This is a genomic window from Occallatibacter sp. (assembly GCF_036502485.1).
Taxonomy (GTDB): Bacteria; Acidobacteriota; Terriglobia; order Terriglobales; family Acidobacteriaceae; genus Telmatobacter.
This window is the reverse complement of the sequence record NZ_DASXYM010000104.1, coordinates 15,021-31,593: the sequence shown is the minus strand read 5'-3', so window position 1 is coordinate 31,593 and position 16,573 is coordinate 15,021. Positions and strand designations below refer to the sequence as shown.

General features: G+C 59.9%; 6 protein-coding genes. 4 read left to right on the top strand and 2 right to left on the bottom strand.

Annotation, left to right across the window (positions count from 1 at the left end):
- Positions 1–136: 136 nt before the first annotated feature.
- A complete protein-coding gene (locus VGL22_RS14265) occupies positions 137–4,153 on the bottom strand; it encodes a translocation/assembly module TamB domain-containing protein (RefSeq protein WP_465267604.1) in 4,017 nt (1,338 codons plus the stop codon).
- 106 nt (positions 4,154–4,259) lie between these two features.
- Positions 4,260–7,325: a BamA/OMP85 family outer membrane protein gene (locus VGL22_RS14260; RefSeq protein WP_465267603.1), complete on the bottom strand. Its 3,066-nt coding sequence runs from the start codon at positions 7,323–7,325 to the stop codon at positions 4,260–4,262.
- Between the two features lie 178 nt (positions 7,326–7,503).
- Between VGL22_RS14260 and VGL22_RS14255 the strand changes: the two genes are divergently transcribed.
- The 4 genes from VGL22_RS14255 (at position 7,504) to VGL22_RS14240 (ending at position 16,572) form a co-directional block, all read left to right on the top strand.
- Positions 7,504–8,517, top strand: a complete 1,014-nt coding sequence (locus tag VGL22_RS14255; RefSeq protein ID WP_465267602.1) for a YihY/virulence factor BrkB family protein — start codon at positions 7,504–7,506, stop codon at positions 8,515–8,517.
- 371 nt (positions 8,518–8,888) lie between these two features.
- Positions 8,889–10,064, top strand: a complete 1,176-nt coding sequence (locus VGL22_RS14250) for an efflux RND transporter periplasmic adaptor subunit (protein ID WP_465267601.1) — start codon at positions 8,889–8,891, stop codon at positions 10,062–10,064.
- Complete coding sequence (locus VGL22_RS14245) at positions 10,061–13,414, top strand: efflux RND transporter permease subunit (RefSeq protein ID WP_465267600.1); 3,354 nt, start codon at positions 10,061–10,063, stop codon at positions 13,412–13,414. Before VGL22_RS14250 ends, VGL22_RS14245 begins: the two co-directional genes overlap by 4 nt.
- Positions 13,411–16,572 carry an efflux RND transporter permease subunit gene (locus tag VGL22_RS14240; RefSeq protein WP_465267599.1) on the top strand — a complete coding sequence of 1,054 codons (3,162 nt, stop codon included), beginning with the start codon at positions 13,411–13,413 and terminating at the stop codon, positions 16,570–16,572. Before VGL22_RS14245 ends, VGL22_RS14240 begins: the two co-directional genes overlap by 4 nt.
- The last annotated feature ends 1 nt before the right edge of the window (position 16,573 follow it).

The following is a 16,573-nucleotide window of genomic DNA, read 5'->3' as shown; positions in this document are numbered from 1 at the left end:
GCTGTCGATCTCCCCCAAAAAAACGCGGCCTGCCTCAGTGATGATGGCAGGCCGCTGTTTTGGCGATTACTCGATCACCTGACTACTTGATCACCCTGACTACTTGATCACCTGACCACATTTGGTCACTTGGGTTTCAGAAGCTTTTCTTGATCAGGGCGTCGACGCCGAAGCCGCCATTGGGCGGGCGGGTGGCGCTGAGCGAGACTTTGGGAGAGATCTTGTACTGGCCCTGAACGGTCTCGGTGGCGTCCGCGGTGTTGGTAGAGAAGGTGATGAAGAGGTTGCCGGTGACGCGCTGCTGCACCGTGATGTTGGCGCCTGACTGCTGCCCGTTGGCATTGCCGAGCACCGGGCTGATGGAGAGTTGCGAGATGCCGGCCACCTTGGCGACGCGGCTGGTGATCTGGCTCGACACCTGGTTGGCAACAAGGGACTCCGCCATCTGGTTGGGCGTTGCGGCGGGCGCGTTTGCCGCGGCTTCGGTGGTTTGGCCGAAGGCGAGCAGGTGGATGATGTCCGCTTCAGGAAGGGCGGGGTCCGAGGCGTACTGCGTCTGCATGCGGTCTGTGGGACCTTCAAAGCGCATGTTGATGTTGTACTGCTGAATATTCGTAGTGACCGAGACGTTGACGACAGGCTGCGTCATCGACGGATTAACGAACTGGATGGTGCCGCCGTTGAGCACGTAGCGGCTGTTATTGATGATCATGTCGCCGCCGGTGAGATTGACGCGGCCGAGCAGAACGGGCTGGTCGGCTGTCCCGCGCACCTGCAGGTTCGCGGAGCCGTTGATGCTGAGCGTGCGGCTGACAAGCGCCACGTTGTTGGTCGAGTGGACGCCGAGATTGAGGTGAATGTTCTGCGTGATTCCGCCAATGGATGGTGGGGCAGCAACTCCGCTGGAAAACTGGCCGATGAACTCAGTGAGCTCGAATCCCGGCGCGAAGGAGATGTTGGTGAGATTCACGGTGCCGCCGAGGAGCGCGTCGTCGGTGGTTCCGGCGAGGTGGATGTTGGCGTCTATGGCTTCACGCATTCCTTGCGGATAGAGGAGGCGGATGTTTTTCGCGGCCAGGCCTAGATCGAACTGAACGGCCGGCCGGTATGCGACGCCTCCGGAGGCCGTAACCTGGCCGCCGCCCACGGTGCCTGAGAAGCTCTGGATGTTGACGCGATCGGTGGTGAGCTTCAGCACACCGTTGCCGTTCTGCAGGCCGACGGGCATGTCGCCGGAGGCGTAGCTGGCATTCACGATATCGATTTCGCCGCCGATGTCCTGGGCGGACGTCCCATGGGAGTCGATGTTGAAGCGGACCTGGCCGCCGCTGCGAATGTCGGGATCGAAGATCTGCGCAATGGCGAGATTCACGTCCCCCTTGAGCACGAGCGACATCGGACCCTTGGTGCCCACAGGGATGGACCCTTCAAACTCGAGGTTGGTATCAGTGCCTTTGATGGCGGAGTGCTGCAGGGTCACCACGCTGTTCTTGTAGTCGGCGTGAATGGGAGCTGCGGTGGCGAGCTGAATGCTGTTGTTGTAGTTGACGTTCAGGTAAGGAATGGTGACGTGGGCCTCGAGCCGATTTTTGTTTTTAGCGGGGCCGTGTACGGTGGCGTGGAGTTCCGTGGCGCCGGATAGCGTGGCTGCGTTGGCCGGCGAGTAGAGCGCCACAATAGGCTGCAGCGGAATGTTCTGCGTATCGAGGGTGGCGTCGGTGTCGTAGTCGCCCGTGAGGTTGACGCGCGCCTTGGCCTGGATGTTGGTGTTGAGCGCGGCCGAGGAGAGCGTGGCGTTGGCAACGTGATTGGCGACGTTAGCGTCGAGCTTGATGTTGGCCACCTGCTGCTTCTGGATGGTCAGCGAGGGAATCTGGATGGACGCGGTGAGCTGCGGGTTGTCAAAGGTGCCCTGTCCGCTGGCGTTGATGGCCACGGTCCCGGCAGCATCGAGGTTCTTCGCCTTCACGGTTTCGAGTTTCTGGATGTCGATGCCGCTGGAAGTGAGCTGTGCGGTGTAGGTCTTCTCTTTGGGGCGGACGGTGACGTTGCTCTGAATGGAGCCGGCGGGCAGCTTGATGAAAAGATGAGCTTGCGCCTGATCGCCGGTGCCGCCGAACTTTACATCGACGGAGTTGATGGGCTCGTTGTAGGCGTTGGCGTTGGCGATGGAGAGATTGCCCTCGCCGATGGGGTTCTCTTGCGTGCCGTGCACATTGACGTGCGTGTTGAGGGTGCCGGAGACGGGCATGTCCTGCTGGCCGGCAAGCTTGGTGAGGCTGGCAATGTCGAGTTGCGAAGCATCAACCTGCACCTGCAGCGGGCTGGTCTTGGTGAACGCCCACTTGTTCAGACCGACGCTCGCATTGAGATTGATGCGGCCCTTGGGGAGCGGCTCGAGTTCGGCGTTGACCAGCTTTGCTTCGGAGGGGCTTGCGTCCACGCCGGTACGAAAGACCCGCCAGGTGCTGCCGTTGACGCGCAGGTTGTTGGCGGCAAGTTGCCCGGTGAGATGCGGCGCCGCAGTGGAACCGGTAACGTTGCCGTTGAACGTAGCCGAGCCGGCGAGGTCGAGCGGCTGGGGCTGTTGAGCGGGCTGGCCGGGTTGCGGAGACTTGGGCGTCGAGAACATGTCAGCGATGGCGGCGAGCTCGCGCAAATCATTCGCCTGCAGACGGATGGCCAGAGCCGAATGGTTGCTGAGCGTGCCATTCATGTTCAGCGTGGTTTGCGACGTACGCAGGTAGCTGTTGGTGAGGGCAACAGCCTTGTTGGCTCCGGTGTAGGTGGCGTGAATCTCGCTATTGATGGGCACCTGGCCGGGCGGCGGAGGTGCGGGTGTGGGATTGCTGGTGGTGCTGATGGCGGTGTAGCTGGCCGGATGTTTGCCGGTGGCTTCCGCGTGGATGGTTGAGTCGACCTTCGCAACGAGGTCGTCGATGGTCTTGCCCCAGGTGGCCTTGGCGTCAGCGTTCAGCACGCCGCTGATGGCGACGGGCTGCTTCGATTTCGACATCGCAAGGCTGCTGGCTTGTGCGAGCGAGATGTTGCGCACCGAGGCGGTGAAGTCCGAATGCGGCGCGGTGCCTGCGATCTGCTTCATGGTGCCCTGTGCCGTGACTTCGCCTCCGAGAATTGCCGCGCGGAAATCGTGCAGGACAGCATCGCCATTTGCAAGCGTGTAATGCGCGCCGATGTTGTCGACAGCAGCGCGCAGCGAAGGCGTGTTGACGAGCAGGCGCTTGCTCGCAAGATCGCCGTTGACAGTGAGAGTCTGCAGAGGCGGAACGTTGGCAACCTGCTGATACGTTGCGGTTCCTGTGGCGTGAATCTGGCCCTGCGGCACCGACGGGTTGTTGATTAGCTTTGCGACCTGGCCCCCATCCACGAGCACGTCGTACTTCGCGTCGACCTTGGGCGCTCTGAAGTTGGTCACGGTAGCGGCAAGGCTGATTTGCGCAGCGCCGCTGCTGAGCTGCGCGCGCTTGAGCTGGAACGTGGTTGGCGAGAGGTCGAACTGCGCATCGAAGTTGTGCTCGAAGGGCTGATACGCGCCGAAAACAACGCGCCCGTTGGTGTACTTGAGATCGCCCGAGTACATGTTATGGGCTTCGTTATACGTGGCCAGCAGATTGAGATCGCGAAGATCGGCATGCAGCGGCGAGGCCTGCGCGTTGTAGTAAATCTCGCCGTTGTTGAGGACAGTGTGGCGGATCCCCAGATCCCAGATGGTTGTGTTGCTCTTGCTGTTGCTGGGCTTGGGCCTGGGTATGTTGCTCACGCCGTTCTTGTCGACGAAGACCTGGACGACGGGATGGTCGATCTGGACGTCAGAGAGATACCACTTCTGCTGCAGAAAGGAGACGATACGAATGCCGACATGCGCGTGCTGAAGCTGGAGCAAGGGGATGTTGGAGTAAGGATTGGCGCCGTGCAGCGTGACGCCGTACACGTCGAGGCTGAGGGGGGAGAAGTTCAGCGCGAAGTTCTGCAGGTCAAGGCGCGTGCCGAGGCTCTCCGCCACGGCGCCTTGCACTTTGGTGATGACGTACTGATGGAACTTCTGGCTGCGCAGGAGCACCGTAATGGGGATGGGCACCAGGATCGTGAGCAACAGGCTGATTCCGCTGATCCACGCAAAGATGCGGCGCATCCGGTGACTGGGCTGCAACGGTCTGAATGGCCGTCGCTTTCCATTTGGATCCGGCGGGGGCTCCGGTTGAAACAGGGGCCGTGCTGTGCTCATAGTCTATCCCTCGCTAAAATGCTTGACCAATGCTGATGAAGTAGTTTGTGGATTTAATGCCGTTGACCGGATTGAGGTTCTGTCCGAGGTCGAAGCGGATGGGGCCGATGGGCGTGGCGTAACGGACGCCGATGCCTACGTTGTTGGAATAGAGCGACGTGAAGTCGTGGAAGCCGACCAGGGGGAAAACATTGCCGCCGTCGTAAAAGGGTACCACGCTGAGTCCCTGCTTGAGAGGAACGGGGATGCGGGCTTCCGCGTTGATGATGAGTTCTTCATTGCCGCCCGCGGGCACGCGGATCTGATCCGGATTGTCGCAGCCGGTGGACTGGCCGTTGGGGCAGATGAGAACGCTGTTCTGCGGCCCGGCGCCGTCGAGCGGGAAGCCGCGCAGCGAATTTCCGCCGCCGGTGAAGAAGGACTCGCTCAGGGGCACGAAGCTGCTATTGAACGGCTGTGCCAGACCGAGGCGGATGCTGTCAGCCCACACGATGTGGTGAAATTTCTCGCGATAGATGGCGGCCTGGGCAGTAAGCTTGGCGAAGTCGACGTTGGAGCCGAGCTTACTGCTGTTGAAGTCGAGTTCGATCGAATTAAGCACGCCGCTATGCTCATCGAGCGCATTGTCGCGTGTGTCACGGGTGAGATTGGCTGAAAGGGTGGAGAGGCGGATGTTGCGGTCGCGCTCTGGCACCAGAGCGTCAATGAGAACGTGCGTGATGCTGGTGTGGCTGAACCCATAGCGGAAGAACAAGACGTTCTTCAGTGCCCGATCGATCGGCTTTTGCATCTGAAACGATGCCAGTTCCTCCCGCGATGAATAAATAGGGTTTTCCTGGTTCGTCTCGAACGAAAGCGCGGCGGTGGCTTTCCACATGGACCAGCGGAGTGTCGGATCCATGAAGTACATCGCGGCCCGTTGATCGAGCCGCCCCGCGAACGCCGTCAGGGAGAAAGACTCAGCCTTTCCTCGAATGTTGTTGCGCGTGTACTCGAATGTTCCGCGGGGTCCGTAGAAGGTGGTCTGGCTGGTTTTGAAGTTGGCGGGCAGGCCCACAGGCGGAAGATTGGGCAGCGCGACCGTGCCACTCGGAATGCTTCCGCCGCGGTTGATGACCTCGAAGCCAAGCCCATACTGGATGGTGTTGCGCTTGGCTTCGTGAACCTTCACCAGCACGTCTTCCACATTCTGCGTGGTGATGGGGCGCTTGAGGTCAACTTCAGCCCAATCGAAGACGCCAACGTGATCGTAAAGCTTGGTGCCGGCGGACAGAAGCGAGGTTTCCGTGAGGGGCTGCTCCGGCTTGAGGTCGGTTATGTCTCCATCGATGAGATGCTGCCTGGTGTGCTGAGCTCCGATGGTGATGACGTCTCCAGTGAGGACCCGCGGGCCTTCGAAAATGTGGTAGACGACGTTGATGCGGTGAGGATCGTTCTTGGATGCGACGCTCGCGGTTTCACGGAAGCTGGCCGTGAGATAGCCGGCCCTGAGGTAGTTGGCCATGATCTGCGTGCGGTCTGCCACCACGTGAGCGCTTGAGTATGGCTGGCCGGCAACCACCTTCAATCCGCCGGGGGCGTACTGCGCGGCGGGAAAGGTGTCTGCGCCTTCTATCTTCAGTGAATCGACCACGTCACGCGGGCCTTCTGTCACGGTGAAGGTTACGTTGACGTCGTCGCCCTGCCGGGTAACCGTCGGAACGATCTGGGCGCTGCTAAACCCCTCTGATTGATAAACAGCTTTGAGGTTATTGACGCTTTTGTGAACGAGGTCCTGGCTGAATTTGCCGCGCGAAAACAGATGCTTTTCGGTGACCGCGATGTGGGGCTCGAGCTGGTCCGCCTTGAGCTGCTGGTTGCCCGCGACCTTGACCTCTTCGACTTTGTGCTTCTTTTCGCGGGTGATGCGATAGACCACCTTGTCGTCGACCTGCTGCTTCTGCAGGTTCGCGTCAACCTTCACGTCAAAGTAGCCCTTGTTCTGGAAGTAGGAGGTGAGGGCGCGCTTGCCTTCCTGCACGGTCTCATCGTCGATGGGTATGCCCTGGTACATCGGGAGGAGCTTCTTCTTGTCCCAGCTCCACAGGTGGGCGCCGGCAATCTCGACGTTGGTCTGCTGGCCTGGGTCCACGGAGAAGTGAATGTCCGCCCGATTGGTGTTGGCGTGATAGTCGGCGCCGGTGAGCTGCACCTGGGCTCCCAGGAAGCCTTTCTTCTGCATCTGCGTCTGCAGGTAGCCGCTGGCGCGCATCAGGGTGGTGTAATGGAAGGCCTTTCCGGGGCGGACGGCAGCCTGGCGCGCGCGGGCGAGAAGCGTCTTCAAACTATCTTCAAGCTTGTGCTGCTCGTCGTTGGGTATGCCGGCAATCTGGACGTCGCCGAACTTTGCTTTGCGGCCGAGTTTGGTGTTGAAGAAGATGTTTGCGATGCCGTGCGGCGCGTCGACTTTGACAGAGGGATTGATCTCCACCTCGAAGTAGCCCTGCTGCCGATAGAACGTGACCAGCGCCTGGCGATCGCGCTCCACCTCGGAGACGCTGTAAGGCGTTTGCGTGGGGTAGTTCGCAATCTGGATCAGCCGCGAGTAGGGAAAAACGAGGCCGCCGGGAAACTGGTAGACACCAAAGTAGACGGCGGGTTCAAGAACATACTGCACGCGAACACCGTTGGCATCGGGATCGACCTGAATGCGAATATTCTTGAATTTGCTCTGCGCCTTGATTGCGGCGGCGGTCTGGTTGACCTTGTCTTTGGAGAACGGTTCTCCCGCCTTTTGCGCGAACATGGATTCGAACTGCTCGTCCTTCAGGTCGGGCTGGCCGGCGATTTCAATCGAGACGACTTTCTGTCCTTCGAAGGAGCCGAACATCGATTCGGACGCCTGGGTGGTCTCGGGCAGCGAGCGGGCGGCGCGATCGCGGTTCTGATCCTCAGGCGGCTTGGTGGCGGGCGGCTTCACCTCCTGTGCCGCCGCCCCAAGCGCTGCTGCAAGCGCCAGCAGTGCAAAGCAGGACTGCAACGCACGCTTGAACGGCCACGAGGTATCGTATTGATTTGAAGCGATGTTGGCGGGGCGCATTGCTCGTAGTTCCACAGCGAAGTAGATGCTGCAAAAAAGGGCTTGGTTGACCGCAGGCTCAGAACTGGAACGCGCGAGGCAAACCGGGCGGCGGGGCCACCTCAGGCGCGGAGCACCGCATCCACTTAGGCGAGAGAAACGCATAAATCTCCACAAACGTTGTGCAGAGGTGAAGGGAATGCCTACCCGCGGCGGAGTCAAAGACGAACTCGATCACTACGAGAAGCACATCTGGGAGATGGTGGCCCTGTCGCCGGCGAAGAGTCTGTGGGACCTGCGGAACGTATCAGTCCGCAGTATTGTGGTGCGCACCTGGAAGGCGCTGCTCTGTGACCGGTTGTTTTCGATCGCCGCCGAACTGGGGTTCTATTTTTTGTTTGCGCTGTTTCCGGCGCTGATTTGTGCGACGACGATTTTGGGGTTCATGGCTCTCTCGGGGACCGAGATTTACAGACGCTTACTGGAGTATATGGCACTGGTCGTGCCCCATGCAGCTTTGGGCACCGTGCTGCAGACCTTCAACCAGACAACGACGCACGCGACGACGGGCAAGTTAACCCTGGGTTTGCTGGTCGCAATCTGGTCGGCTTCCGTAGGTATTTCCGCGGTGCAGGACGCCATCAACGCGGTGTACAAGATCACGGAACGACGTTCGTATATCAAGGCACGTCTGCAGGCAATTGCGTTGACCATGCTGGTGATCTGCACGGTCACGTTGGGCCTTGCCTCAATGTTTGCCGGAGATTTGCTGTCGGCATGGGTGGGGCACCATGTCCATGGGCGCATTCTGGACTACTCGACCGTGCTTGTGGTGCGGATCTGCGGGTGGATTGTGGCCGCGATATTTCTGGCGCTGACGTTTGCGGCGGTGTACTACTGGGCGCCTGACTTGCGCAAGCGGCAGTGGCACTGGATCACGCCGGGAGCGGCGCTCGGTGTGGTGGGATGGCTTTTGGCCTCGCTCGGTTTCCGCATTTATCTGCACTTTTTCGATTCATACACGGTGACGTACGGGTCCCTCGGAACCGTGGTGGTGCTGCTCATGTGGTTCTACATCACCGGCCTGATGCTGCTGCTGGGAGCGGAGTTCAACAGCGAACTGGAAGCTGCGGCCATGGAGGCCAGGCTGGCCCGCGAGCAGGCCGAAGGCAAGGCACCTGAGGACGTGGGCCTCATCGCGCCTGCGGCGTAAAGCCGAATCAAAGATTCCCCAACGAATTTGTTTTCAGATCAAAACTGCAACTAACCCACCCCTGGAAACGTCCACACAAACGGCACTGGTATCTGGAATCTTGCACCTGCGTAGAATCGCCCCGCCGGTTGGTTTGAGTAAGCTCAACCGACGGCGGTGCGGTATTCCAGAATGTTAAACTTTAGCGGTTTGGAAGGGTTTTCCCCGTCATCACCTGCCAGCTACGGGCTTGGGAAAATTCACGACACCTTCAACAGCAAACGAGAAAAATGGACGCCCAGACATCTGCCTCACATGAAGGTCAGCCTCATCGTTCTTACGCAGAGCCACCGCCTCCACCCAGACGCCGACACCGTTGGATCTGGGCGGTGGTGCTGCTGGCTTTCGGACTCCTTTTCTATTGGGTGTGGCACCACCAGCAGAAGGGACAGGCTGCCGGCTCCGGCGGGCCCGGCGGGGGTGGCGGCCGGCGCGGCCTGATGGGCGGTTCAGTACCCGTGACCACGGCGACCGCGCACGCGGGAAGCGTGGGGATTTACGTCGATGCGATTGGGACGGTGACGCCACTGCACACCGTATCGATTAACGCGCAGGTGACGGGCGTGATCACGGCTGTTCACTACCGCGAAGGGCAGACGGTGAAGAAGGGCGACCCGCTGATCGACATCGATCCGCGCCCCTTCGAGGCGCAACTTGAGCAGGCCCAGGGCGTGCTCGATCGCGACAAGAGTGCCGTGGCGCAGGCCAAGATGGACCTGGACCGCTACCGGCTGGCATGGTCAAAAAATGCCATCAACCGCCAGACGTTCGAAGACCAGGAGAAGGTAGTCACGCAGGGTGAGGGAACGGTCAGGAACGACGAGGGCAGCGTGCAGTATTACCAGGTGCAGCTGAGCTACTGTCACATCACTTCTCCGATCACCGGCAGGGTGGGCTTGCGGCTGGTGGATCCTGGGAACCTGGTGACCGCGAACTCGACCACCACCCTGGTAGTAGTGACACAGGAGCAGCCGACCACCGTGGTGTTCACGATCCCTGAAGACAGCCTGCCGCAAGTCATGCAGCAGACGCGCGGCAGTAGAGCGCTGCGCGTGGACGCTTTCGATCGATCGCAGCAAGGGCATTTGGCGACCGGCAAGCTGACCTCGATCGACAATCAAATCGATACGACCACAGGGACGGTGAAGCTTCGCGCCGAGTTCAGTAACCGCGATTCCGCGCTTTTTCCAAACCAATTTGTGAATACGCGGCTGCTGGTGAAGACCCTGGAGAACCAGGTGCTGGTGCCCTCTTCAGCGATTCAACACAATGGCAATCAGGATTTTGTATTCCTGATCCAGAAAGACGAAAAGGGCGAAAAGGCCGTGCAGCACACGGTGAAGGCGGGCATCTCGGATAACGGCGAGACCGCAGTGCAGGGAATCAACGCGGGCGACGACGTGGCCGACAGCAGCTTTGAAAAACTGCAGAACGGCATGCAGATTACACGCTCCAAGGTTAAACTGCCCACCACGTCGGAAGCCGCCGCGGAGAGCAACGCCCCATGAATCCATCTCGGCCATTTATTGTGCGGCCGGTTGCCACTGCGCTTCTGATGGCCGCAATTCTGCTGGTGGGGATTGTTTCGTGGCGGCAATTGCCCGTATCGGCATTGCCTCAGGTGGACTATCCCACCATCCAGGTGGTGACGTTTTATCCGGGTGCCAGCCCTGACGTGATGGCAACCACGGTGACGGCGCCCCTGGAGCGGCAGTTCGGGCAGATGCAGGGCCTGAACCAGATGACGTCGACGAGTTCTGGCGGCGTGTCCGTTATCGTCCTGCAGTTCGCATTGTCACTTGGGCTCGACGTGGCGGAGCAGGAAGTTCAATCTTCCATGAACTCGGCGCAGTCGTTTCTGCCGTCCGATTTGCCCACCCCGCCGGTGTACAGCAAGACAAATCCAGCAGACGCGCCGGTGCTGACGCTCGCCGTGAGCTCAGATTCGGTGCCCCTCTCCCAGGTGGAAGATCTCGTCGACACCCGGCTGGCTCCGCGCATGTCGCAGTTGGCGGGCGTAGGCCTGGTAAGCATCAGCGGCGGCCAGAAGCCGGCAGTGCGCATCCAGGTGAATCCGACCAAGTTGTCCGCACACGGCCTGAACATGGAAGACGTTCGCACGGCGTTGACGCAGGCCAGCGTGAACTCGGCGAAGGGCAACTTCGACGGCCCCCGCCAGGATTACCAGATCGATGCCAACGACCAGATCACGAAGGCGGCAGACTACAAAGATGTTGTGGTCGCGTACAGCAACGGCGCTCCCATCTTCGTGAAAGACGTGGCGAGCGTTGTGAATGGCGTGGAGAACACAAAACAGGCGGCGTGGATGAACACCACTCCGGCCGTGATTGTGAACATCCAGCGCCAGCCGGGCGCGAACACAATCGACGTCGTGAAGCGGATCCAACACATTTTGCCGCAGCTTGAGGCCAACCTGCCGGCATCCATCCGCGTGACGACAATGACCGACATGACCACGAGTATCCAGGCATCGGTCAACGACGTGGAGTTCGAACTGCTACTGACCATCGGCCTTGTGGTCATGGTCATCTTCCTGTTTCTGCGCAGCCTGTCAGCCACCATTATTCCCAGCGTTGCTGTGCCGCTGTCCTTGGTGGGCACGTTCGGCGTGATGTACATGCTCGGCTATAGCCTGGACAACCTGTCGCTGATGGCGTTGACGATCTCCACCGGGTTCGTAGTGGACGACGCCATCGTGATGATCGAGAACATCTCGCGTTATCTCGAAGAGGGTATGCCGCCACTGCAGGCAGCTCTGACGGGCGCGGGACAGATCGGGTTCACGATTGTTTCGCTGACCGTATCGCTCATTGCCGTGCTGATTCCCCTGCTGTTCATGGGGGACGTAGTGGGCCGGTTGTTCCGCGAATTCGCGGTGACGCTCGCCGTCACAATCATCATCTCCGCCGTAGTGTCACTGACGTTGACGCCAATGATGTGCGCGCGCATTCTGCGCCATGATCCCGAGCATCAGCAGACGCGCTTCTATCGCTGGTCGGAGAGCATGTTTGAGCGGATGATCGCGTTCTACGGCCGCACCCTGAAGGTGGTGCTGCGTTTCCAGACCATCACGCTGCTGGTGGCTGTGGCGACTCTGGTGCTGACAGTGGTGCTCTACATCATCATTCCCAAAGGATTTTTCCCGGTGCAGGACACGGGCGTGATCCAGGGAATCTCGCAGGCATCGCAATCCATCTCGTATCCGGAGATGGCGAAAAAGCAGCAGGAACTGGCGAATATCATTCTGCAGGACCCGGCTGTGGAGAGCCTGTCGTCTTTTATCGGTGCGGACGGGCAAAATACGACGCTGAACAGCGGGCGCGTTTCGATCAATCTGAAGCCCATTGAAGATCGCGACAAGAGCGCGGCCGACGTGATCCGGCGGCTGCAGAACAATCTGGGGCAAGTGGCCGGCATTCACCTCTACATGCAACCGGTGCAGAACATCACCGTGGATGATCGCGTGAGCCGCACGCAATATCAGTACACGCTTGAAGACCCGGACATGGACGAGCTGAACACGTGGACTGACAAGTTTGTGGCGGAGTTGAAGAAAGTGCCCGAGCTCGAGGACGTCGCCACCGACCAGCAGACCGGGGCGCGCGCGGTGATGCTTGCGATTGATCGCGTGACGGCATCACGGCTCGGTGTGGCGCCCACCACCATCGACAACACACTTTACGATGCCTACGGTCAGCGACAGATCAACACGCTGTATACGCAGTTGAATCAGTATCACGTAGTGCTGGAAACGGCGCCGGAGTGGCAGAGAAATCCTGGGAATCTCGGCTCGCTCTACATTCAATCCAATGCGTCAGCCAATGCGACGGGCGCGGGTGCAACCACTTCCTTCTCATCGTCGGCGTCCGCCTCGGCAGGCTCCAATGCCCTCACAACATCCGTGAAGTACACCCCTTCACCGAACGTGTTGAGCAGGCCGGCCACGGTGCTTGCAGGAGGCGTTTCAAGCAGCGGGTCGTCAACCAGCGGCGGCACCACGGCAGGAACGACACCGAACACGACCACAAGCTCAGTGGGCGCGAGGGCAATCCCCCTGGGTGCCTTCACGCACATGACAACGACGACCGAGCCCCTGTCGATCAATCACCAGGGACAGTTTCCTGCTGTGACGGTGTCGTTCAATCTGGCGCCCGGCGCCTCATTGGGAACCGCGATTGAAAAGATCGACAAGGTGAAAAGCGATCTCAATCTCCCGCTCAGCATTCAAGCGGATTTTCAGGGGACTGCGGCATCGTTTCGTAATTCGCTTTCCAATGAAGCCATCCTGATTCTTGCCGCGCTCGTGACGGTTTATATCGTGCTGGGGGTTTTGTATGAGAGCTTTATCCACCCGATCACGATCCTCTCCACGCTGCCCTCGGCGGGTGTGGGCGCGCTGCTGGCGTTGATGGTTTTCGGCCAGGATCTCAGCGTCGTCGCCATCATCGGCATCATTCTCCTGATCGGCATTGTGAAGAAGAACGGCATCATGATTGTGGATTTCGCGCTGGAATCAGAACGCGAGCGCGGCAAGAACTCGACGGATGCCATCTACGAGGCGAGCCTGTTGCGCTTCCGCCCCATCATGATGACCACGATGGCCGCGCTGCTGGGCGGCCTTCCGCTGGCGTTCGGACACGGGCTTGGTTCGGAACTGCGGCGGCCGTTGGGTATATCGATGGTGGGCGGCCTTCTGCTGAGCCAGATTCTCACGCTCTACACCACGCCCGTGATCTACATCTTCTTTGACACACTAGGACAGCGCCTGACCGGACGCAGGCCTTCGCACACGGCGCCGCGCAATGATCCGCCGCCCGCGGGAGTGCAGCCCGCATGAGTCTGTCGTCTCCATTCATCCGGAGGCCGGTGGCCACCACGCTCCTGACCATCGCCGTGGCGATTGCGGGGGCGATTGCCTTCACGGTGCTGCCGGTGTCGCCCCTGCCGCAGGTGGATTTCCCTACCATCAGCGTGAACGCCAGCCTGCCGGGCGCGAGCGCGGACATCATGGCTGCATCCGTCGCGACGCCGCTGGAACGGCAGTTCAGCCACATCGCCGGCGTTACGGAGATGACCTCGTCGAGTTCTCTGGGCTCCACCGGCATCACGCTCCAGTTCGAGCTGAATCGCAATATTGACGGCGCGGCGCGAGACGTGCAGGCTGCGATCAATGCGGCCCGTACGTACCTTCCGGCAAACCTGCCCTCGAATCCGTCCTATCGCAAGGTGAATCCTGCCGATTCACCCATCATGATTCTGGGCCTGACGTCAGACAAGTATGACGTCACCAAGGTGTACGATTTCGCCTCGACCATTCTGACCCAGAAGCTCTCACAGATAAACGGGGTGGGGCAGGTGTTCGCGGGTGGCGGCGCCACCCCCTCGGTACGCGTTGAAGTTGACCCCAAAAAACTGGAGAGCTTCGGCCTGACCCTCAGCAACGTGCAATCCGTGCTGAGCCTGCAGAACGCGCACTCACCGCGCGGGCAGCTCTCTGACGCCATTCGAACGGCTGACATCATCACCAACGATCAGATTGCGCACGCGGAGGACTACAAGCCGCTGATCGTCGGCTATCACAACGGCTCCGCCATACGGCTGCTGGACGTTGCGGATGTGATCGATTCCGCGCAAGACCTGCGGACGGCGGGTTATACCGATGGCGTGCGTTCCGTGTCGGTGATCATCTTCCGCCAGCCCGGCGCCAACATTATCGACACCGTCGATCGCATCAAGGCGCAGCTTCCGTTCCTCGAGGCGGTCATGCCGCAGGGCATCAAGACGACCCTGGTGATGGATCGCACCGTAACAATCCGGGCATCGGTGCAGACAGTGGAATGGACGCTGGCGGGGTCCATCATCCTGGTTGTTCTGGTGGTGTTCCTGTTTCTGCGCAGCCCGCGCTCCACGCTGATTCCAAGCGTCGCCGTGCCGGTTTCGCTCATCGGCACGTTCGCGGTGATGTACCTGCTGGACTATAGCCTCGACAATCTTTCGCTCATGGCACTCACCGTGGCGACCGGCTTCGTGGTGGACGACGCGATCGTCGTGATGGAGAATATCACCCGCCATCTGGAAGCAGGCATGGAGCCGTTCGCAGCCACATTCCGCGGCGCGCGCGAGATTGGCTTCACGGTGTTCTCCATCAGCATGTCGCTGGTTGCGGTGTTCATCCCGATTCTGATGATGGGCGGAATCGTGGGCCGTCTCTTCCGCGAATTCGCGGTGGTGCTGTCCACTGCAATCGTGGTATCGATGATCGTCTCGCTCACAACCACGCCCACCATGTGTGCACACATTCTGCGCGCTCATGAAGAAGACGAGCACCACGGCTGGTTTTTCCGCTCGAGCGAGCGCGTGTTTAATGGCCTGCTGTCCGGCTATCGGGGCTCCCTGCGCTGGGTGCTCGATAATCCGGTATTGGTTTTGATCGTGCTGGTACTCACCATCGCGCTGAACGTGGTGGTGATCTATCGCATTCCCAAGGGGTTCTTCCCGCAGCAGGATACGGGTGCGATTGTTGGTGGCGTGCAGGGACCGCAGGACGCGTCATTTCCTTTTATGAATTTCTCCATTCAGCAGTTGGTCGGCGTGATCAAAGCAGATCCCGCCATCGCGCATGTGAATGCTTACACGGGCGGTCGAGGATCGAGCAATGGCGGCTTCATTTACACAGCGCTGAAGCCATTGGGGAGCAGTTGCAAGGAAACCGAGAAGTCATGCGACTGGAGGCAGACCCCGGCCATGGACGTCATCAATCGGCTGCGTCCCAAGATGAATCGCCTTCCCATCGCTTCAGCGTTTATGCAGCCGGCGCAGGACCTGCGCATTGGCGGGCGCGGGGGCAACGCCCTTTATCAATACACCATTCAGACAGAGAGCGTGGAAGATCTGGCGCACTGGGGACCGATTCTGATGGCCAACATGCGCAAGCTTCCGGGGCTGCAGGACGTGAACAGCGATCAGCAGAACGGCGGGTTGCGCGCCATGCTCGACTACGACCGCTTGACTGCGGCGCGGCTGGGCCAGACTGCGCAATCCCTCGATCAATCGCTCTACAGAGCCTTTGGGCAGTCGCAGGTGTCCGTCATTTATTCCCAGTTGAACCAGTACTACGTGGTGCTTGAAGTGGCTCCAAAGTATTGGCAGGATCCGTCGGGCCTTAACCATATCTTCCTGAACACCGGATCGGCTGCCGGACGCACAGGTCCGAATGCGATGTCGCCGCTGTTTACGTTGATGAAGTCGAAGACAGGCACTACGCCGCTGCAGGTGAATCACACCGGGCTGTTTCCCTCGGTAACGGTGTCGTTCAACCTGTCGAACGGATATGCCTTAAGCGATGCGATCCGCGAAATCCAGGGTATGGAGACCAGCCTGGGAGTGCCGCCAACCGTGCATGGGTTCTTCGCGGGCACCGCGCAGGCCTACCAGGAGTCGATCGCGTCAGAGAAGTATCTGATCATCACGGCTCTCCTTGCGGTTTACATCGTGCTGGGCATTTTGTATGAGAGCCTCATCCATCCATTGACGATCATCTCTACACTTCCGTCCGCGAGTGTGGGCGCAATGCTGGCCTTGATGCTGTTCAATATGGATCTGAATGTGATTTCGATCATCGGCATCATCCTGCTGATCGGTATCGTGAAGAAAAACGCCATCATGATGATTGACTTTGCGCTGATGGCGGAACGCGAGGAAGGGAAGAGCACATACGACTCGATCTTCGAGGCGTGCATGCTTCGTTTCAGACCCATTTTGATGACGACCATGGCGGCGATTATGGGCGCTCTGCCCCTGGCATTTGGATCCGGCACAGGATCAGAGCTGCGGCGGCCCCTGGGCATCACCATTGTGGGCGGGCTGCTGCTGAGCCAGTTGCTCACGCTTTACACCACGCCGGTGGTTTACCTGACCATGGATAGGTTGCGGCTGCGGACGCTCGGCCGCTCGCACGATCCACGGCCCGCTGCGCCCGCTGAGGCCACGAGTTGAA